Origin of the sequence: Blautia sp. MCC270 (genome assembly GCF_018785605.1) — a bacterium.
Lineage (GTDB): Bacteria > Bacillota > Clostridia > Lachnospirales > Lachnospiraceae > Blautia_A > Blautia_A fusiformis.
In genome coordinates, this window is the sequence record NZ_WQQD01000006.1 from 60,161 (window position 1) to 81,588 (window position 21,428).

Sequence of the window (21,428 nt, forward strand, 5' to 3'; positions counted from 1 at the left end):
CAGCAGAATCTACCTCTCTTATTCCGCTGTAAAACTTCTGATTTTTTATCAGTATACTGCCAGAACATCCGTTCGTCAAGGTGAAAAAATCGACAAATTTTTCTACAACAGAAAATCCGCCATCACTCCATTGCTCACATGGATTCCCTTTCTCGAAAGATATATCCTGTCTCCTTTTTGTTCCAGCATTCCGATCTCCAGATGTTTTTTCAGGACCTCTCCGTAAACGTTTTCCATATTTTTTCCGAAATATTCCGCAAACGCTTCCATTGAAACGCCCTCTGTCATCCGAAGCCCCAGAAACATAAACTCAGCCATCTCATCTGCCTCTGTAAGGCTTTCCATATTCTGGCGGATCTTATCCGGAAACGCACTGTTTCCAATATATTCCTTCATATCCGCAGTATTGGAAAAACGCATATGATCCAGAAGTGAAGACGCCCCAAGTCCCAGTCCCAGATAATCGATCCTCTGCCAGTATCCCTTATTATGACGGCATTCCCGTCCGCCTTTCGCATAATTGGAGATCTCGTACTGATGAAACCCATATTCCTCCAGGATCCCTGCCGTATTCTCATACATACGGTACTCCGTATCCTCATCCGGCAATTTCAGCTTTCTCTCCCCGAAAGGAGTGCCTTCCTCAATGATCAGACTGTAGGCGGAAATATGTTCCGGCGAAAGCCCTGCCACCGTGCGGAGATTTTTTTCCCAGTCTGCATAGGTCTGTTCCGGAATGGCACTCATCAGATCGATATTGATGTTGGAAAAGCCTGCATCCCTTGCCATAAAAAAGCTCTCCTGAAACTCTTCCCACGTATGGATCCTTCCAAGGATCTTTAATTCCCGATTCTGCGGGGACTGAAGTCCCAGACTCAGTCGGTTGATCCCGTGTTCCAGATATATTTGAAGTTTTTCTTTATATAAAGTCCCCGGATTTGCTTCGATGGTGATCTCAGCATCCGGGGCCACAAAAAACTTATTTCTGATCTGATCCAGCATCTCTCCAACAAGAGACGGATCCGGCACGGAAGGTGTTCCTCCGCCGATAAAAACTGTGGTGATCTCCCTTTCCGAAAAATCCGGAACAGCGGCGATCTCCCTTTCCAGAGCCTGGAAATATTCACGCTGCCTCTCTTTTCCGGCAGGTCCGGAAAGGAAATCACAGTAATCACATTTTTTCACACAAAACGGAATATGGATATAGAGCTCCAGCGGTTTTTTCGCCTCATTCTCCATCCATGGCTCCTTCCTCTCCACCACTACCTGATGTATCATTATCCTCATCGGAGCTTGTATCTTCACCGGCACTATCCGCATTATCCGTGCTTCCATCCGAAGCAGCCGGTGTCGGTGTCACGCCATCGATCCCCAATGCCTCACTGCCGTTTTCTGCCAGGTACTCATTGACCATTGTCAGATTTCCATTGCTCGTCACTGCATCCGGATCTACGGTTTTCGGATCAGGAGTGGCAGTCGGTTCCGGCGCTGTACTGATTTTGATCACACTTTCCTCTTCTGCATTTTTCTTCTTTGAACCACATCCGGTAAGCAGAGCTCCTGTTATAGCCAGAAGTCCTGCTGCCAGAAACAGTTTTTTTATATTTTTTTTCAAAAAGTCATCTCCTATTTATCATCCAGCTTCAGGACACTCATAAATGCCTTCTGCGGGATCTCCACGTTACCTACCTGACGCATACGTTTCTTACCTTCCTTCTGTTTTTCCAGAAGCTTCTTCTTACGGGAGATATCTCCACCGTAACACTTGGCAAGTACGTCTTTACGCATGGCTCTTACCGTCTCTCTGGCAATGACCTTGCTTCCGATAGCTGCCTGGATCGGGATCTCAAAGAGCTGTCTCGGGATCTCGTCTTTCAGCTTCTCACACATCTTTCTTCCACGCTCGTAAGCAGTATCTGCATGCACGATAAAGGAAAGAGCATCCACTTCTTCTTTATTCACAAGGATATCCAGCTTTACAAGCTCACTTCTCTCATATCCGTCCAGTTCGTAATCCAGGGATGCATAACCTCTGGAACGTGATTTCAGTGCATCAAAGAAATCATAAATGATCTCGTTCAGCGGCAGTCTGTATTTCAGGAGTGCACGGGTTTCTTCCATATATTCCATGCCTTCATACTGACCACGTCTCTCCTGGCAGAGATCCATGATCGCACCAATGAACTCTGTGGTTACCATGATCTCCGCCTTCACCATAGGCTCTTCCATGTATTCGATCTCTGAAGGATCCGGAAGGTTGGTGGGATTGGTCAGCTCGATGATCTCACCATTGGTTTTATAGACCTTATAGATAACACTCGGTGCTGTAGTTACAAGATCCAGGTTATACTCTCTCTCCAGACGCTCCTGGATGATCTCCAGATGAAGAAGTCCCAGGAAGCCGCAGCGGAAACCAAATCCAAGGGCGACCGATGTCTCCGGTTCATAATAAAGGGAAGCATCGTTGAGCTGAAGCTTCTCCAGCGCGTCACGGAGATCGCCGTACTTGGCACCATCTGCCGGATAAAGGCCACAATAAACCATAGGGTTTACCTTCTTATATCCCGGAAGTGCCTCTGCACAGGGGTTGTCCGCATCCGTTACCGTATCACCCACGCGGGTATCACGGACATTCTTGATGCTGGCTGTGATATATCCGACCATACCTGCTGTCAGCTCGTCACACGGGATAAACTGACCCGCTCCAAAATATCCAACCTCCACAACCTCCGTGGTGAATCCGGTCGCCATCATATGGATCCTCGTGCCCTTTTTCACACGTCCGTCCTTCACTCTGCAAAATACGATAACACCCTTATAAGGGTCATAAACAGAGTCGAAGATCAGAGCCTTCAGAGGTGCATCCACATCCCCCGCCGGCGCCGGGACCTTATTGACGATCTGCTCCAGGACCTGGTCTACATTCAGTCCTGTTTTTGCGGAGATCTGCGGTGCATCCTGCGCTTCAATTCCGATCACATCCTCGATCTCATTGATAACACGCTCCGGATCCGCACTTGGAAGGTCGATCTTGTTGATCACCGGAACCACATCCAGATCATGGTCCAGTGCCATATATACATTGGCAAGTGTCTGAGCTTCGATTCCCTGTGCTGCATCCACAACAAGGATCGCTCCGTCACAGGCAGCAAGGCTTCGGGAAACTTCATAGTTAAAGTCCACATGTCCCGGGGTATCGATCAGGTTAAAAATATACTCATTTCCGTCCTTGGCTTTGTATACAATACGAACCGCCTGGGATTTGATGGTGATCCCTCGTTCTCTCTCAAGGTCCATGTTATCCAGAACCTGGGCCTGCATTTCCCTCTCGGTAAGAAGTCCCGTCATCTCGATGATACGGTCCGCAAGTGTTGACTTGCCATGGTCGATATGTGCAATGATACAAAAATTCCGAATTTTACTCTGGTCTATCATTCAGGAAGTCCTCCTTAAATTTCTCTCGTATAAAGCGTTTAGAACGCATATTTTTCCATACTGCTCTTTATCATATCATATTTCAGCCTTCTTTGTCACTGCCTTTCAGAACTCTGTTTAAGATATCTGCAAATGGTTCCATGGCATTTCGGACTTCCTCCACGGTATTTGTCTGTGCTCCGGCCTCCAGAAGCAGGGCCCGTGGCTTAAGATGCAGATTATAGCGAAGACCTGCCAGATAGATCCCCCGGTAAAGATCGGGGTAATACTGTGCCGCCTGATATTCCAGCTGAAAGGAAAATGCCAGATTCTCTTCTATGTAAGGATTGGGCAGATAACTCACTGCCCCCTGACTGACTGTATAGCTTAATCCATTATAAAAAAGCAGCTGAGCAGTAGGTTTTCCATTCACCTGTGTTACCAGATGACGCTCATCCGGCACACCATCTCTGTGAAGGTCGATCACAACTTCAATGGTGGGATTTTCTTCCAGCACTTTTTCTATGGATGCCCTGGCATAATCATAAGCCTTGCTCCTGTCCAGTGTTCCTCCCATCATATCAAAGGCATCTGTTATATGAATGACCTGGTATCCATATGTTTTTTCCAGAAGTTCAGCAAGATGATCTCCCACTCCTACGATGGTGTCCTCAGTCTGTCCTTCTCTTGAATCTGCAAAAGCCTCCTGGGAATGGGTATGATAGATCAGGATCTGGGGTACCGATGAATCCTTTTTAACGGACAGATCCTCCTTCAGAAAACGGGGCGCACTGATCTGCTGCGCATTCGTTTCCGTATTGGAATCCAATATAAAAAACTGATTCATCACATAGTCAAAATCTGCCAGTTTCGCCTGAGACAAGTCAATCTGCGGATGTGGCAGTGCCACAGTCTCCTGTTCCTTCGCAGTATTTTCACCGGATTGGTTCTCCTCTGACGGAGGAGTCTCCGGTTCTGTGTTCCCCGGCTCCGTAGCTTTCTGTTCTGAACCTCCCGGCTCTGTAATTTCTGGCTCTGCAACTTCCTGTTCTGCATTTCCCTTAACAGTCTCCTTTTCATTTTTTTTGCCGGCAGAGGATTTTTTCCCTTCCATTTCTGCCTCTTCCGCTTCTTTCTTTTGAATTTCTTTTTTCTTTTGAAGCTCTTCTTTCTTCTGAAGGGATTCTTTCTTCTCCACTTCTTCCGCCTCGGCCATCAGCAGCGTCTCCTGCTCTTTTCGGTTCTCTGCTTCCACTTCTTCACCCAGATGCTCTGCGTTTTTTTCCTGCAAAAGCATCTCTGTTTCCCGGTCTCTACCATTTTCCTTCTGCAGAGCTTTCTTTTCCAGAAAGCAATACAGCGGCAGCTGTCTGTAGATCTCACCATGCCTGAAAAAATCTCCCGGAAGGACAGCCACCACCCCCAGGAAGATCAGGCTCAAAACCACGCAGAAAGCCCTCTGGATATTCGTCACCCACGATCACCTCTTATGGTATTTTATGACCTGTCCTCTTCGATTAGACTATCGGAAAAAGCCAGATTCAGTCCCTCGGAAATGGTAAAGCTTAAATATCGTACCGTTTCATCCACATCCTTTGGTGTTACAAACATGGTGTAAAGCTTCGGCGAGATCATTTCTTCCAGAAACTCCTTCTGCTCATCCTCCTCCAGTGCCTCCAGAAGCTCTGCCATGGAATCATGGACAATAGTAGCCGCATCCACCACAGTCGGAACACCGATCCCGATCACACGGACCGAAAGATTTTCTTCATTCAGGCCTTCCCTGTGATTCCCCACGCCGGAGCCCGGACTAATCCCGGTATCCGTGATCTGGATCGTCCGGTTAAGTCTTGTCGTACTTCTGGCCGCCAGCGCATCTACGGCGATCACCAAATCCGGCTTTGTCTCAGAAACAACACCCCGAACAATTTCCAGAGTTTCCATTCCGGTCTGTGCCATCACACCCGGAACGATCCCGCTGATCTGATGCATTTTCATATGTTCATTGCTCTTCAGCCCATATTCCCGGATCACATGCCTTGTCATATGAAGATTGGAAACTGCACGAGGGCCAAGGGAATCCGCAGTAATCTCCTGATTTCCAAGCCCTACCACCAAAATTGACAACTGACGTCCAAGATCGATCAGCTCCCTTAAATGATGTGCCACCTCTTCCGAGATCTCCCTGTGATAATCCTCATCCGGAACGGAAAGATCCGGTGCCTCAATGGTAATATAGGTTCCCTGTGGTTTTCCCATGGTCCTGGCTCCGTTTTCCGTTGTGATCCGCACTACGGTAGTCCGAACATCCTTTTCCTCATCGTATCTTTCCCTGATCTCTACTCCACGTACTTCTACGTTTTCCGCCTGAAAGCGTTCCGTTGCTTCCAGCGCCAGATCTGTTCTGATTCTGCTCCTTCCAGCCATACTCTCATCCTCTTTTTCTGTAAGATTGCAAAGACTTTTTCGCTGCTGCCTGCAGCTTTTCCGGTGTTTTCCCTTTTATTATTTCCCCTTTTTCCCATAAATATGTATCATTTCCCCTTTTCTACACAGCATCTGGTATTTTTTGCATATTTTTTTGGAATTTTTGCGAAAAACATCTTGACATTCCTGTGCACGTATAATAATATATATAAGCATGTTTCATAGGAGCGCCCGTGTCTGTTCCTGTGAATGTAATTTAATATTATATTTTTAAGGAATCGGAGGTGTACGAATTGGCTAACATTAAATCCGCAAAGAAGAGAATCTTAGTTAACAGCACTAAGGCTGCAAGAAACAAAGCAATCCGTTCTGCAGTTAAGACTTCCATCAAGAAAGTTGAGACAGCAGTTGAGAATAAGGATAAGGCAGCTGCAGAGGTTGCTCTTAAGGATGCAATCTCCACAATCAGCAAAGCTACATCCAAGGGCGTTTATCACAAAAATAACTGCGCCAGAAAAATTTCCCGTCTTTCCAAAGCTGTCAACAGCATTGCGTAATAGACCACGGAATATTTTAGTTATAAGCTTATAAGTAAAAGGAAAGACAGTCGAACCGTCAGCGACTGTCTTTTTTGTATATAGATTTCTGTTTTGTATATAGATTTCTGCATTGACCAAAAGGAGTTTTTTATGATATCCCATCCCTTTCCCTACCGCATTATCCGCAGCAGCCGGAAAACCCTGGCGATCCAGGTCAGCGTTTCCGGTCAGGTAACTGTCCGCGCTCCACACACAATGCCAGATTCCACCATCCATCGTTTTCTCTCACAGAAAGAAAGCTGGATCCTGGAGCATCTCTCACACGCTGCCACTGAGCCGGCACAGCCCCAGGCTGAAAACCCGCCTCTTTCAGAATTCCGTCGCAGTTATTATATGGAATCCGCCAGAAAAATATTCAAAAGAAAAACCGCAGCCTACGCCAGAAAAATGGGCGTAACCTACGGCCGTATCACGATCCGGGAACAAAAAACCCGCTGGGGAAGCTGCACCAGCGAAGGAAACCTGAATTTCAACTGGCGGCTGATCTTCGCCCCGGAAAAAGTTCTGGATTATGTTGTAGTACACGAACTTTCCCATAGAAAAGAAATGAATCATTCCCCTGCCTTTTATGCAGTGGTGGCATCTGTGATGCCGGAGTATAAAGCCTGCGAAAAATGGCTCAGGGACAACGGAGCGACCCTGTGGCAGAACCCTTCTCCGTAAAACTCAGGCTCTCACTGCTCTCGCCGAGCTGTACTTCACGATCAGAAGCTCCACGCTGAGCACATCTCCAAGTGTACCTGTCTTTACCGCCTCTTCCGCATCCACAAAATCCCGCACAGCATTCTCCAGCTCTTCCACAGTGTAGGATCTGGCACAGGATGCCAGATTCCGCACAACAAAAGAGGGTACTCCCAGTTTGGAAGCGATCTCGGTTTGAGAAAGACCCTCCTGTGACATTTTCTTGGTCAGGCAGATCTGACGAAACTGTTTCGCCAGAAGAAACAATATCCGCATCGGCGGTTCCCGAAGAGTCAGAAGGTCATAGTACAGATCCAGGGCCCGCTTCTGGTTCTTCTCCGTCACCGCACGCACCATATCAAAGATCTTATTGGTTGTCTGCGTGGTACAGACAGCCTGGATATCTGCAGCCGTCACAACATCTCTTCCGACCGTATAGGAGATCAGCTTTTCCAGCTCCATCCTTATATTTCCCATATCTGTTCCCGTCATGGTCAGCAGAAGCTCCACATCTCTCTGGGTGATCCTGCGGCCATTTTTTCCAAGGATCCCTGCTGCCCACCGCATAAGAGTCTTTTCATCCTGCTGTTTAAATTCCCCGATGCTGCCGCAGGCTTTTACCGCCTTGTACATACGGCTTCTTTTATCTACTTCAGACTCGCAGAACACCAGATACAGATAATCCGGCAGAGCTTTCATATAATCTGCCAGTTCCTCGCATTTGTTCTTAAAGAATCCCGTATCCTCAAGAAGGACTACTCTTCGCTCTGCAAAAAAAGGCATGGTATCACAAAGACTCAAAAGCTCCCGGACATCGATCCCCTTCCCCTCATATCTGGTAAAATTCATGGTATCATCGTCCGGGTTCAGAGCCTTCACCAGATTTCTTTTATATTGTTGTTTCAGATAGGCTTCCTCACCGTAAAGGAGATATGCCTGCTTAAATTTTCCTGTTTTGATATCTTCCTGAATATTCTTCAATCTCTGTACCCCTGTCTGATTTTCTCTGTAATCCAGTTTATACGACAACTGCCGGAAATGCAACACCCAAGCAAAAATTTGACTTTCCACCGGATTCATGCTACTGTAAACAGGTACATATTCCGGCAGATCCGTTCTGTCAGCGAAATATGTGGAAGGGAGTGTTCCATTATGGAAAAAAGAAGAAACAGCAGAACAAGCAACCTGAAGAGCGCAACCACCAAGGCCAAAGCTACCGTGAAATCAACTGTAGAAAAGATTGAAAAAACACCTGCAGCTGAAAAAACCGTTAAAGCAGTCAAAAAGGCAACAGAGACTGTAGCAGCCAAGGCACCAGAAGTAGTAGAAGAAGTTAAGAACACTGTAAAAAATCATAAGATCAGCGGCATCACACTTGAAATTTTTGAGACATCCATCACAGTTGCCGACCTTGAGGCAGCTGTTAAGAAAGATGCAGAAGCAAAGGGCCTGAAAGGCAAAGAGCTCCACATCTATGTAAATGCAGAAGAAAGAGCAGCTTACTACACTGCTGACGGAGCGGGTTCCGACGATTACAGGATCGATCTGACCGCTCTGTAAGCTCCGGCGGATCTGTTCCGCGATCGCTTATATGCCGGTCTGTCTGTGACATTCCGGAAACGCAAAAAAGCCATGCACAGGACATTTTCATCCGGTCCCGCTGCATGACTTTTCTTTTTTATCTTTTACTGGATCTTTTTGATCCAGTCTCTGGAGCAGCCTACTGCAGCTCTCCAGCCTTTTACCATGGCATTTCGCTTCTCGTCATCGATCTCCGTGCGGAAAATACGTTCCACATCACGACTTTCCAGTACTGCCTCCTTGCTTTCCCAGAATCCCACAGCAAGACCTGCCAGATATGCGGCACCAAGAGCAGTTGTCTCAATACATTCCGGACGTTCTACAGCCACATTACTGATATTGGCCTGAATCTGCAGGAGAAGATTATTTGCACTTGCTCCGCCGTCTACACGAAGAACTGCAAGGTCACTTCCTGCATCTTCCTTCATAACCTCCAGCACATCATTGACCTGATATGCAAGGGATTCCAAAGTCGCACGCACAATATGATACTTATTTACACCACGGGTCAGCCCCACGATCGTGCCACGGGCATACTGATCCCAGTAAGGAGCTCCAAGTCCTGTAAATGCAGGCACGACGTAGCAGCCGTTTGCATCCGGTACCTTTCCCGCAAAATACTCGGTATCCGATGCGGAATCCACCAGATGAAGCTCATCACGAAGCCACTGGATCGCAGCACCAGCCACAAATACGGATCCCTCCAGAACATAAGTGATCTCTCCGTTAAGTCCCCATCCGATGGTTGTAACCAGCCCGTTATTGGAAAATACCGGTTTATCTCCTGCATTCATCAGAAGAAAGCCACCGGTTCCATATGTATTCTTGGTTTCACCTTTCTCAAAGCAGGCCTGTCCGAACAGCGCCGCCTGCTGGTCCCCGGCAGCACCGGCTACCGGGATCCTTCCACCGAAAAAGGACGGATCTGTCTCACCATAAATCTCACTGGACTCTTTTACCTGCGGGAGCATGCATTTCGGAATATCAAGCTCCTCCAGGATCTCATCATCCCACTCCAGTGTATTGATGTTGAACATCATCGTTCTGGATGCATTGGAATAATCTGTTACATGAACAGCTCCCTTGGTCAGCTTCCAGATCAGCCAGGTCTCCACGGTACCAAACAAAAGCTCTCCCTTCTCTGCTCTTTCGCGGGCACCCTCCACATTATCCAGGATCCATTTTACCTTGGTGGCAGAAAAATACGCATCAATAACAAGTCCTGTTTTCTGACGGAATTTTTCTTCCAGTCCCTTTGCTTTCAGACTGTCGCAGTATTCTGAAGTTCTTCTGCACTGCCATACGATGGCATGATAAACCGGCTGTCCCGTATTCTTATCCCAGACAATAGTAGTCTCTCTCTGATTGGTGATACCGATTGCTGCAATATCTTCTGCCGTTGCCTCAATCTGGTTCATAGCCTCTCTGGCAACAGAAAGCTGTGTGGACCAGATCTCACCTGCATCATGCTCTACCCATCCTGGTTTTGGAAAATGCTGGATAAACTCCTTCTGCGCCACACTGCGGATCCTTCCGCTTTCATCAAAAAGAATACAGCGGTTACTGGTCGTTCCCGAATCCAGCGCCATAACATATTTTGCCATATAAAAATCCTCCAATACATTTCTTGGCTGCGGCTCAATGCCTCTGCAGCCTCATAATTCCCATACCTTCTGATTTGTAGTGGAAACCGCTGCTGCCCCCGCACCCAGAGCTCCCATCACATCCTCCTTATCGGAGATCAAACCGCCTGCGATCACAGGCACCTTGCTTGTTTTACATATCTGTTTAAGAATCTTCGGCATCAGCCCCGGCAGAACCTCTACCACATCCGGCAGCTGCTCATGCTGATTTTCCAGATTCTCAATGTTCTTGATCGCCATGGAATCAATAAGGAAAAAACGCAGAACTGTATACATTCCAAGCTTCTTCGCCCTGTTGATCATGGATGCTTTTGTTGAAATGATCCCATCTGCATGGATATTTTTACAAATATAATCCACAGAAACCTCTTTTGAGCTTAAACCTGTGATCAGGTCTATATGTGCCATCGCGATCTTCCCCGCCTGGTGGATCCGCTCCACAATTCCCCCAATAGAACGGATATCTCCATACAGGATAAAGATCACGGTAAGCTCCTCCCTGCCCAAACAGTTCTGAAGCCCCTGCTCATCCTTTACAGCCGCTATGATCGGGTTCGCCTCGATCGCGTCCAGAAATTCTTTGTTCATCTTCTCTCTTCCTCCGCAATGTTCACACAATATCATTTTATCTCCGCGCATTATTTGAAGATATTATTCTTATTGTATCAGTTTATTGCTTCAAAGACCAGACGCATTTGCCAAATATATCTGTTTTATTTCCGGCTGTATTACAATTCTCAGACAATCTTCTTCTCTGGTAAAAGAAGGGAAGCCCCTATGGACTTCCCTTCTGCAGATACATTATTTCTCAAACGGGAATTTGAACTGTGTAAGTCCGAATTCATCGCGAAGTCCGATAAACTCTTTCTGAACTGCCTCTGTCACCGGAACTCCCTTATCCTTACGATACATCCATACATCATATTCCTTCTCGCCTGCTGTGTAGATACGTTCCTGTCCAGGAGCCTTCTCGGAGCCTCTCAGGTCTCTCAGGATATCACCGCATGTTTTCTTGAATGCCTCTGCACCCATAAATGCCTCTGTGTCGATAGCAATAAAGAAATGTCCAAGATGATATGGACGGATCTTTCCTTCCTCATCCTTACCATCCAGAGCTTTCAGGAAGAGACCGGACTGAAGAGCAGCGGAAAGGATCTCAACAACAGTAGAGTATCCGTATCCCTTATATCCTCCGGTTGTCTCACCAAATCCACCAAGAGGAGCAAGTGCTGCCTGCTGGCTTCTGATCTTCTTAAGGATCTCTGCACTATCTGTAAGCTCCTCTCCTTCTCTGGAAATAACAAGACCCTTAGGAGTATCATGGTTGATACGTGCGTAGTATTCGATCTTGCCATTCTGGATAACAGATGTTGCACAGTCCAGTGTAAACGGGAACGGCTCATCTGTAGGCATACTAAATGTCAGTGGGTTGGTTCCAAGCATATTCTCAACACCAAATGTCGGTGCAACGGATGGTCTTGCGTTGGTACCGCTGATACCGATCATATTCTCTTTTGCTGCGAGACCTGTCCAATATCCTGCGATTCCATAATGAGAAGAGTTACGGACTGCAACCATACCCATGCCGTATTTATGTGCCTTTTCGATACACATGTCCATAGCCTTCTTGCTGGCTACCATTCCCATACCATCGTTAGCATCAAGAACTGCAGTTGTCGGTGTCTCTTTAAGAATATCGATCTTTGTTACAGGATTTAAGATTCCGGATTTGATACGGTCGATATAGATCGGTTTAAAGCGGTTGCAGCCATGGCTCTCGATTCCACGTCTGTCACTTTCCAGAAGTACATCAGCGCAAAGTCTTGCATCCTCCGTCGGAACTCCCATTTTCTCAAATACTGCAGTCATAAAATCGTCTGCAAGCTGCCAGGAAATAAAAGGTCTTGTTTCTTTCTCCATTGTAAAAATCCTCCATATACATTATTATAGTTTTTTTATTTTGCTTATATAGATCTGCAGCAGGACCCCCTCCTGCCGGAGATTTCAAATTTAGCCTGCCTCCTGTATGTACCTTACAGAAAGCGTCTTTGCATTACAGTTTCAATCCTCGTCTGCCACTGCTCTTCCTCTGTCCGGATAATTGGTGATGATGGAGTTTACTCCCCATTTCTTCATCCTTCTCATATCCTCTTCCTCGTTTACAGTCCAGACATTCACCCCGATCCCGTTCTGGGAACAGCTGCGTACATGTTCTTCCTTCAGGTATTCCAGATTCGGATGATAATACTGCACATCACAGGTTCTTGCATAAACCCCTGCATTATCCACGTATTTCTCTACCAGAAAGCCCCCTGCAATAGTCTCATCACTCTGTCTGCACAATACAATGGATGCGTTATTGAAAGAGGAAAGGATGATCCGATCCTCCAGACCATATTCGCAGATCATATCAATGACCTTCTCTTCCATACCACCATAATAATAAACACTGTTCTTCAGCTCGATGTTTGTGATCAGATCTTCCTCCTCTGCCATCCACTCCAAATACTCTCTCAGAGTCGGAATCTGAAGCCTGCCGAATTTTCCAGCAAACTTATCCGGATAACTGCAATCCAGTTTACACAGCTCAGCATATGTAAGATCATAGATATATCCGTTTCCATCTGTGGTACGGTCAACCTTCTCATCGTGCATGATCACCGGAACCAGATCCTTGGTCAGCTGTACATCAAGCTCGATCCCCTCGCAACCAGCCTCCACAGCCTTCTGAAACGCCAGCATTGTATTCTCCGGATATTCTCCGCTGAAACCACGATGTCCAAATACTTTCATTCTAATCATCCTCCATTCAATGCATTACATCGTTATGAGCATTTTTGCTAATTCATATTTCTGATTATATCATAGCGTTTATTTATTTTCAACATTTTTTATCGATTTTTATATATTTTTTTGTTATTTTTTAATTAATCATTCTTTTAAGCACTAATATTTTTTGTGCATTTTGTATATTTTATTTCATGACAAACAAAGCGATAAAAAAGCCTTTTCAGGTTTATTTTATTCGCTTTGTCTGCCGGAGGGCTGACATATTATAAGCATACAGATTGCCATATATATCCTTTGCAGATCACTGTATGATCTGCTTCACATTTCCTGTAGCCACGATATCCACGCCTGTGCCTGCTACATTCTCCAGGATCACGTCCCCGATCTGAACCGGCGCTTCCACACATACATCCCGCAGCGTTTCCACACAGTCAAAAATCTTTCCTTTCGGAATATCCTGTGCTGTCTTTACTGACACCACCGGCATGCTTCCATTCTTCACACGCACGGTCGTTGTCACGATCCTGGTCGGATCTGTCACTTCCTTCACTGCATATTCCGCACCTTTTTTACAGGTATTTCCTGTGACGGAAATGATCTCTTTTCCATCCATTTCCACCAGAAGGGCGCATCCCATAGGACATCCGATACAAGTAAGATTCCTTTTTTCCATTTTCATCACTCCTCCACCTGGATCACAAGTTCATGTTTATCCTGTTTCTGTTTTCCTTCCAGAATGGAAAGAAGCTGCTCTTTTTTCAATTTGATCTGTTCCATCTCTCCGGGTGCTGCCACCTGTTTTTTTCTGGAAAAGATCCGTTCTCCATCCAGATATGCACGGATGTAACAATTTTTATATACATTTCCCACACGGAAGCGGACCAGCTGCTCCTCCGCCATATGACCGGTACGGATCTCAGACGGCACTGTATAGCGGACTCCGTTTTGGGGCGAAAGCGTGATCTTTATCTCTTCCGGTATTTTGTCCTCTCCATTGTTGTTTATATAGAGAGCCGCATTTCTTCCTGCATTGCCGGCTTCCTCCGAAACAAAATCCACCAGATCGTGAACATGAAGAACATTTCCGCAGGCAAAAATACCTTCTACATTTGTCTCCAAACTTTCGTTTACCACCGGTCCGGAAGTCACATTACTCAGCTTCACACCTGCCTGTCCGGAAAGCTCATTCTCCGGGATCAGACCAACAGAAAGAAGAAGCGTATCGCATTCAAAAAATTCCTCTGTACCGGGAATCGGGCGTCTGTTTTCGTCTACCTCTGCAAGAGTGATTCCTTCCACACGTTCTTTTCCTTTTATGTCAACCACTGTATGGCTAAGCTTCAACGGGATTCCAAAGTCATCCAGGCACTGCACGATATTTCGCTTCAGGCCTCCGGAATATGGCATCAATTCTGCCACTGCCTTAACCTCTGCACCTTCCAGCGTCATACGTCTAGCCATGATCAGTCCGATATCACCGGATCCCAGGATCACTACTTTTTTTCCCGGCATAAATCCTTCCATGTTTACAAGGCGCTGTGCTGTTCCTGCTGAATAAATGCCTGCCGGTCGATATCCCGGAATGTTCAGTGCACCTCGCGGTCTCTCTCTGCAGCCCATGGCAAGGATCACAGCTTTTGCCCGGATCTGATACATTCCCTCCTGGCGGCTCATGGCAGTGATCACCTTATCCTGGCTGATATCCATGACCATGGTGTTCAGCCGGTACTCGATCTGCTGCTCTTTTACCATCCGGATAAAACGTGCCGCATATTCCGGTCCTGTCAGCTCCTCCTGAAATGTATGAAGGCCAAATCCATTATGGATACACTGATTCAGGATCCCGCCCAGTTCCTTATCACGTTCCAGGATCAGGATACTCTCTGCTCCCTCTTTCTTTGCAGCCAGGGCTGCTGCCAGTCCTGCAGGGCCTCCGCCTATGATCACGATATCTCTCTTCACCATAATCTTATCATTCATGGTTCTCGCCCTCCTCTGCAATTTTCTTGTTGATTCCTTCGATCAGTCTGGAAGCTCCGCCTGTTTTTGTGATCTCCTCCATGGAAATGCCAAGCTCTCGGCTGAGGATTTCCATTGTTCTGGGAGAGCAGAAGCCTGACTGACATCTTCCCATTCCTGCTCTTGTACGACGTTTTACTCCGTCCAGGGATTTCGCTCCAAGAGGTCTTCGGATCGCATCCAGGATCTCTCCCTCAGAGATCATCTCACATCTGCAGATGATATTTCCATATTCCGGTGATCTTTTGATCAGCTCATTTCTTTCTTCCAGAGAAAGCTCTGACGGATCCAGGATCCCTTTTCTCACCGGATCAAAATCCGGATTTACTTCCGGATGTAATTTTTCTTTTACGATATCAGCAACCATACAGCCAATGGCCGGTGAGCTGGTAAGTCCCGGGGATGCGATTCCTGCACAATCGATAAATCCGGGGGCATCCTCCACCTCTTTGATCACAAAATCCATACCGTCCTCGATAGCTCGAAGCCCTGCAAAGCTTGTGATCACCTTCCGCAGTGGAATATCCTTTACTGTTTTCCGGGATTTGACACTTACTTCCTCCATCCCCTCTGAGGTAGTCGCTGTTTCCTCCCGATCCTCCAGATCCGTAGCTGTAGGCCCGATCAGAAGATTACCGTGAACAGTCTGTGTTACCAGAACTCCTTTTCCGTTCTTATTTGGAAGTGCAAAGATCGTATGATTCACATGTGTTCCTGCACTTTTATCAAGAAGCATATACTCACCCTTACGAGGAGTGATATGCAGTTTTTTCTCACTTACCATATTATGAAAAACATCCGCATAGACACCGGCAGCATTGACGATACAGCCTGTCTCAAAATCACCCTTTGAGGTTTCCACAACAAAACCTTTTTCCTGTTTTCGGATGTTCTTTACTTCTGTGTCAAATTTAAATTCCACACCATTGTTATATGCATTCTCTGCCATTGCAATGTTCAGCTCAAAGGGACAGACAATTCCGGCTGTCGGTGCATACAGCGCTGCCAGCACCTGATCAGACAGATTCGGCTCCATGGCAAGTGCCTCTTCTCTGTCAAGGATCCTCAGTCCCTCTACTCCGTTTTTCAGTCCTCTTTCACGCAGCTTATGCAGCATGGCGATTCCATTCTCAGTCGTACAGACAGTCAATGAACCCGTCTGTTTAAAAGGAAAATCCAGTTCCTTCGAAAGCTGTCCCATCATATTGCTGCCCTTCACATTCAGTTCCGCCATAAGGCTTCCCGGTTCTGCATCATAACCGGAATGAGCGATTCCGCTGTTTGCCTTGGAATTTCCACAGCATACATCCTCTTCTCGCTCCAGAACGCAGATTTTCAGCCGATATCTTGAAAGCTCTCTCGCCGCTGCCGCTCCGGAAACTCCTGCTCCGATAATGATCACATCATACATAGATCTGTTTCTCCTTTCCTGTTTGCGGATCTTCTGAACTGTCCCCGGCTTTCTCTGCGCCGGAAACAGCAGAATATCCGTTGCAACACAAGCATTGCCGTCCGCAGGTATATATTCTGCGAGGAGTACTGCTTACGAACAGCAATCTTTCAAGTGAATATGCCATTATTTTTATGCCGTAACCCTTTGTAACCCTTGTAATCCTTTTGAAACATTAACATTTGCGCATAAAAATAGCCGGCATAAAAACACACTTATCCATGTGTCTTCATGCCGGTCTCTGTTCTCAATGGCATTCTCTGTATTCAGCAAGCTGAATCAGATTCCTTCTTCACTTTGTATTCATTGTATCAGACTATTCTTCATATTTCAAGTGCATTTTTCGTAAAATACATCGTTTTTTCTTTAACATGCTCTTAACTTTCTCAAAAACATGATAAGTTTCATTGTATTCCCGATTCCCGATCATATTTCCTCCACAGAAATAACTCCTTCCTGCTGTCTTACCTCACGAAATACAGTATGGCGTGCTTTCCATTTGGCAGCCTCCATTGTTGCCTGGATCACCACACTCTGTGTTTTGGATCTCTTTTTGATGATAACTACGTTGGAGATCATGATGTCCTCTTCCCGGAGCTTCTTTATGACCATACTCATCTTGTCTTCATTTTCAAACTCCATATATACGTCATAGGTATTGGAATGCTCTTCCACATAAACCTCTATATATTTCGCATATTTGAACACCAGAATAAGCCCCAGCGTGGTAAAGATCGCACCGCTGTAAAAGCCGATCCCCACAGCAAGTCCGATACACGCAGAAGTCCAAAGACTGGCCGCTGTCGTAAGACCGGATACATGTCTCTGTCCGGTCACAATGATGGTTCCCACTCCAAGAAAACCAATCCCACTGACAACCTGTGCGCCAAGTCGTGCAGTATCTCCGATTCCTGCCCCATTAGAATATACATGGATAAAATCGCCCGTCATCATAACCAAAGTTGCCCCCATACAGACGATCATATGTGTTTTTACACCTGCCACACGCTTCTTCATTCCACGATCAATACCGATCAGACATCCAAGAAACATCGCAAGGATCAGCCGAAACAGCGTCGATCCCATATTTAAAGTGTGCAAATAATCCGATATTGCATTACATGCTCCGAGAATTCCGCCCATAAATTTGCCCCTTTCCTGTTGTATCATTATTTTCCGCCGGTGATAACGCCAATAGCGCATCCTTCCATTTTACCCTGCACGAACGCTGCAGGCCACACTCCCTCCATTCGAAAGCTGTCTAGTCAGCCGGACTCTCTCTGTCCGTCTCACTACGCAGTTTTTCATATGATCCTATACCCCGGATATACATGATCTGTAGTCTCACAGCATGTAAAACAGCAGGGATACCGGCGCCCGGCGGCGGTATCCCTATCTGTTGCTCTATCTACTGATCAGAGGGCATTCTGATTATTTAATAGACTCGTTATAGTTCTCGATCGCTTTGTTTACAGAAGCTGCAAGCTGATCAACAGCGTCCTGAGTTGTGAGCTTGCCATCATATACCTGCGGCATGATCTCGTTGAATGTAAGACGGGCTTCTGTCTGTACACCTGAGAGAACACCTGCTGTATTGCAGTTTACAGGAGAATCCTTCAGCTGGTTGATAGCTGTCTCGAAGTTCGGGTTTTCTTTGAGGTAAGCCTTCATATCCTCTGTCTCATAAGCTTTCTCGTTGATTGCAAAGTATCCTGTACCCATGGACCATTTAGCCTGTACATCAGGAGTTGTGATGTACTCAATGAATTTCCATGCTGCATCTTCGTTAGCTTCGTTGCCTGTATCTGTAAGCCACAGGGATCCACCACCGATGATAACGCCGCCTTCATCATTCTGCTCGATTCTCGGAAGATATCCTGTACCAACTTCGAACGGAGAAGAATCAACTGCATTTTTCAGGATAGCAGTAGACTCGATGATCATGCCAACCTGTCCGGAGAAGAATGCTGTCTGAGTATCTGCTGTTGTTGTTCCGTAATCTTCGAAATATCCGGAATCATACAGCTTTTTCCACATATCAAATACTTTCAGGCCGCCGCCGTTGGAATCAAAATCAACAGCTGTAACTGCCTCTTTACGTCCATTGTCATTGTTTCCGTATGTTACACCAAGTCCTGCAAGCTGCTGCTCAAAGAACCATCCGTAAATAGCCTGTGAATAACCAACCGGAGCTGCTCCGCTCTCTACGATCTTCTTGGCATCCTCAAGAACCTCATCATAAGTTGTTGGCGGAGTTTCAGGATCAAGTCCTGCTGCCTCAAATACGTCTTTGTTGTAATACAGCATAGGTGTGGATACGTTAAATGGCATTGCATACTGCTTGCCGTCTACGGTATAGTAGCTGCTGATAACCTCCATAACAGAGCTCTTATCATAGCCTGTGCTCTCAAATTTGTCTTCTACAGGAATGACAGCACCACTGTCATACATGAACTTTGTTCCTACGTCATACATCTGGCAGACATCCGGAAGACCGGAGTCACTCTGCATAGCAGCTTTCAGTTTTGTGATGGTATCATCATAGGTTCCCTGATACTCAGCTTTAATCTCAATCTCATCCTGGGATGCGTTGAAATCATCCACGATCTGCTGAAGCACCTCACCGTTTGTGCCGCCCATTGCATGCCAGAATGTAAGTGTTGTTTTCTCAGCTGCACTTACTGAGCACGGAGCTGCCAGAGATGCAGCCATGATTCCTCCTAAAAGAATCGCCATCCATTTTTTGTTGTTCATATAGAAACCCTCCTTTTATAATGGTCCGACCCGCCCCAATACAGGTCGGACAAATTAACATTTTTGCTACTTGCTCTTATGTGATTGGATCAACCCTTAACAGCACCTGCTGTCAGACCACTGATCATCTGCTTCTGACCAATGATAAATACAAGGATCGACGGAATCAGGATAACCATAGCGCCAGCCATAACCGGTCGGAAGTCTGTTGCCTCAGCCCCCTGAAGCATACCAAGACCGATCTGAACCGTTCTCATATTTACACTGTCTGTTACAAGCAGTGGCCACAGATAGTAGTTCCAGCTCTGAAGGAATACATAGATGATCAGAGCACCCAGTGATGGTTTGATAAGCGGAACACCGATGGTATATAAGAACTTGAAATTTGTACATCCGTCAATCTCTGCCGCCTCATGGATCTCCTTCGGCAGTGTCAGGAATGCCTGACGCATGTTGAATACCGCAAAAGCTGCTGCTGCATTAGGAAGGATCAGCGCTGCGTATGTATTACGGATACCCCAGTCAGCAATAGTCAGGTAGTTTGCGATGATGATCGCCTGGCTCGGGATCATCATGGTTGCCAGCATAATATAGAACAGGACCTTTTTGCCTTTGAACTCCATCATTGCAAAAGCATATGCTGCAAGAGCACCTGTAACGACCTGAGCAAATGTGATAACACCGGATACGATCAGTGAGTTCTTAATGAAGGTAAAGAACGGTGCAAGCTGAAATGCTCTTGTGTAGTTCTCGATAGTCAGATGGGACGGCCAGAACTTTCCGCCATAGATCTCCTTCAGATCCATCATACTAACATTGAAACAGTAGATAACAGGAACAATAATAATAATTGCAAAAATAATATTCAGCGCATACATCGCCACTTTTACATATGGTTTTTCTTTCATCAGTAGGTCACCTTCTTTTCCAGTCTAAACTGCAGTGCAGTCAGGATGATCAAAATAACAAACAGAATTACGGATTCTGAACAGGCCACACCGAAACGGCTGTTGATAAATGCCTCCTGGTAAATCTCATACACGATAACGTTGGTACTCTCTGCCGGTCCGCCCTGGGTCATCATCTTGAACTCTGCGTATGCCTGTACGGAGTTGATGACATTGATGATGAGAAGGAAGAACAGTGTCGGAGAGATTGACGGAATCGTTACATGACGGTGCTTCTGGAAGAAATTCGCTCCATCCAGGGCAACGCTCTCATAAAGCTCAGCCGGTACACTCTGGATCGCTGCAGTAAGGTAAATGAAATTCATACCGATCGCCATCCATACACTAACGATCGTAACTGCGATCAGTGCATATTTCTTATCTGTCAGCCATCCGATATGAGTTCCGAGCGCCCTGTTCAGGATACCCAGAGAGCTGTGGAAAATAAACATGAACACTACAGATGCCGCTGCTGCGGAAATAGCCATCGGAAGTGCATATACAGTACGGAAAAATCCCTTTGCCCTGATCTTCTCTGTACTGATGATCGCCAGTATAAAACCGATCATAATAGAAAGGATAACTCGCATAACAGAGAATTTCAGTGTTGTCACCAAACTGTTAAGGAACGTTCCATCTGTAAAAATATTCGTATAGTTGTCAAGTCCTACATACTGTGCCACCTGACCAAGAGGTGTGGTTCTGGCAAAGCTCAGCTGGATCGTCTTAACGAACGGCCAGAATACAAACAGTATAAAAAGGATCATTACAGGAACCAGATAGAGATAAGGCTCCACTGTCCTGAAAAAAGATTTTTTACTTTTCATTGTATATCACCTGCTTTTCATAAATTTACGTACTACCGATCAGTTGCATCATCACGATATCTCTGTCCCCCTGACAGTGCTGATCATGTTGCTCATTACACATTCTGCTGAAAAACATTTCCGTTATATCTTCCAGCAATTACCCCAATACATTAAGCAAAACTCTCATTTACGTTCTGCTGTCAAAAATGCCCTCTCACTACCCTCCTTTGTATTTGCGCGTTTGTTATCTTTACCAGCTTTTTACCAAATGATAACATATTTCTTGCATATAATCAACAGCCATTTCTCTATTT

General features: G+C 46.1%; 20 protein-coding genes. 3 read left to right on the forward strand and 17 right to left on the reverse strand.

Features of this window, described 5'->3' with window-relative positions:
* Positions 1-102: 102 nt before the first annotated feature.
* The 5 genes from hemW to gpr form a co-directional block, all read right to left on the reverse strand.
* Positions 103-1,239: a radical SAM family heme chaperone HemW gene (gene hemW / locus GPK58_RS02315; protein WP_195656691.1), complete on the reverse strand. Its 1,137-nt coding sequence runs from the start codon at positions 1,237-1,239 to the stop codon at positions 103-105.
* Complete coding sequence (locus tag GPK58_RS02320; protein ID WP_021651885.1) at positions 1,229-1,615, reverse strand: hypothetical protein; 387 nt, start codon at positions 1,613-1,615, stop codon at positions 1,229-1,231. Before GPK58_RS02320 ends, hemW begins: the two co-directional genes overlap by 11 nt.
* A gap of 11 nt (positions 1,616-1,626) precedes the next feature.
* A complete protein-coding gene (lepA, locus tag GPK58_RS02325; RefSeq protein ID WP_021651884.1) occupies positions 1,627-3,435 on the reverse strand; it encodes a translation elongation factor 4 in 1,809 nt (602 codons plus the stop codon).
* Positions 3,436-3,517: 82 nt separating this feature from the next.
* The gene (locus GPK58_RS02330; protein WP_330627184.1) at positions 3,518-4,888 is read right to left on the reverse strand and encodes a stage II sporulation protein P; all 1,371 of its coding nucleotides are present in this window, start codon (positions 4,886-4,888) and stop codon (positions 3,518-3,520) included.
* 23 nt (positions 4,889-4,911) lie between these two features.
* On the reverse strand, positions 4,912-5,841 hold the full coding sequence (gpr, locus tag GPK58_RS02335) for a GPR endopeptidase (RefSeq protein WP_215638128.1): 930 nt from the start codon (positions 5,839-5,841) through the stop codon (positions 4,912-4,914).
* Between the two features lie 293 nt (positions 5,842-6,134).
* On the opposite strand from gpr, the gene rpsT reads away from it, so the two are divergent.
* Both rpsT and GPK58_RS02345 read left to right on the forward strand, forming a co-directional pair.
* The gene (gene rpsT / locus GPK58_RS02340; protein ID WP_022426951.1) at positions 6,135-6,398 is read left to right on the forward strand and encodes a 30S ribosomal protein S20; all 264 of its coding nucleotides are present in this window, start codon (positions 6,135-6,137) and stop codon (positions 6,396-6,398) included.
* A gap of 132 nt (positions 6,399-6,530) precedes the next feature.
* Positions 6,531-7,103 (forward strand): M48 family metallopeptidase, encoded by a 573-nt coding sequence (locus GPK58_RS02345; RefSeq protein WP_173775795.1) that lies wholly within the window; start codon positions 6,531-6,533, stop codon positions 7,101-7,103.
* A gap of 3 nt (positions 7,104-7,106) precedes the next feature.
* On the opposite strand, the gene holA is transcribed toward GPK58_RS02345, so the two are convergent.
* Positions 7,107-8,102, reverse strand: coding sequence for a DNA polymerase III subunit delta (holA, locus tag GPK58_RS02350; protein WP_022426949.1), 996 nt, complete (start codon positions 8,100-8,102; stop codon positions 7,107-7,109).
* Positions 8,103-8,273: 171 nt separating this feature from the next.
* Between holA and GPK58_RS02355 the strand changes: the two genes are divergently transcribed.
* Positions 8,274-8,681 carry a DUF6465 family protein gene (locus GPK58_RS02355; protein WP_195274431.1) on the forward strand — a complete coding sequence of 136 codons (408 nt, stop codon included), beginning with the start codon at positions 8,274-8,276 and terminating at the stop codon, positions 8,679-8,681.
* Positions 8,682-8,806: 125 nt separating this feature from the next.
* Here the strand turns inward: GPK58_RS02355 and glpK are convergent, their stop codons facing one another.
* The 11 genes from glpK to GPK58_RS02410 form a co-directional block, all read right to left on the reverse strand.
* On the reverse strand, positions 8,807-10,306 hold the full coding sequence (gene glpK / locus GPK58_RS02360) for a glycerol kinase GlpK (protein ID WP_022426947.1): 1,500 nt from the start codon (positions 10,304-10,306) through the stop codon (positions 8,807-8,809).
* 51 nt (positions 10,307-10,357) lie between these two features.
* Positions 10,358-10,933 carry a glycerol-3-phosphate responsive antiterminator gene (locus GPK58_RS02365; protein ID WP_092071948.1) on the reverse strand — a complete coding sequence of 192 codons (576 nt, stop codon included), beginning with the start codon at positions 10,931-10,933 and terminating at the stop codon, positions 10,358-10,360.
* Between the two features lie 213 nt (positions 10,934-11,146).
* Positions 11,147-12,265, reverse strand: a complete 1,119-nt coding sequence (locus tag GPK58_RS02370) for an Ldh family oxidoreductase (protein ID WP_015527445.1) — start codon at positions 12,263-12,265, stop codon at positions 11,147-11,149.
* Between the two features lie 141 nt (positions 12,266-12,406).
* Positions 12,407-13,138 (reverse strand): glycerophosphodiester phosphodiesterase, encoded by a 732-nt coding sequence (locus GPK58_RS02375; RefSeq protein WP_021976755.1) that lies wholly within the window; start codon positions 13,136-13,138, stop codon positions 12,407-12,409.
* Between the two features lie 298 nt (positions 13,139-13,436).
* Positions 13,437-13,808, reverse strand: coding sequence for a DUF1667 domain-containing protein (locus GPK58_RS02380; RefSeq protein WP_044961717.1), 372 nt, complete (start codon positions 13,806-13,808; stop codon positions 13,437-13,439).
* 5 nt (positions 13,809-13,813) lie between these two features.
* On the reverse strand, positions 13,814-15,100 hold the full coding sequence (locus GPK58_RS02385) for an NAD(P)/FAD-dependent oxidoreductase (protein WP_044961715.1): 1,287 nt from the start codon (positions 15,098-15,100) through the stop codon (positions 13,814-13,816).
* 7 nt (positions 15,101-15,107) lie between these two features.
* A complete protein-coding gene (locus GPK58_RS02390) occupies positions 15,108-16,565 on the reverse strand; it encodes an NAD(P)/FAD-dependent oxidoreductase (RefSeq protein ID WP_215638129.1) in 1,458 nt (485 codons plus the stop codon).
* Positions 16,566-17,030: 465 nt separating this feature from the next.
* A complete protein-coding gene (locus tag GPK58_RS02395; protein WP_022426944.1) occupies positions 17,031-17,747 on the reverse strand; it encodes an MgtC/SapB family protein in 717 nt (238 codons plus the stop codon).
* A 288-nt stretch (positions 17,748-18,035) separates the two neighbouring features.
* Complete coding sequence (locus GPK58_RS02400; RefSeq protein WP_015527452.1) at positions 18,036-19,358, reverse strand: ABC transporter substrate-binding protein; 1,323 nt, start codon at positions 19,356-19,358, stop codon at positions 18,036-18,038.
* Positions 19,359-19,447: 89 nt separating this feature from the next.
* A complete protein-coding gene (locus GPK58_RS02405; protein WP_021651865.1) occupies positions 19,448-20,266 on the reverse strand; it encodes a carbohydrate ABC transporter permease in 819 nt (272 codons plus the stop codon).
* On the reverse strand, positions 20,266-21,132 hold the full coding sequence (locus tag GPK58_RS02410; protein ID WP_021651864.1) for a carbohydrate ABC transporter permease: 867 nt from the start codon (positions 21,130-21,132) through the stop codon (positions 20,266-20,268). The genes GPK58_RS02405 and GPK58_RS02410 overlap by 1 nt, the downstream gene beginning before the upstream one ends.
* Positions 21,133-21,428: the final 296 nt, after the last annotated feature.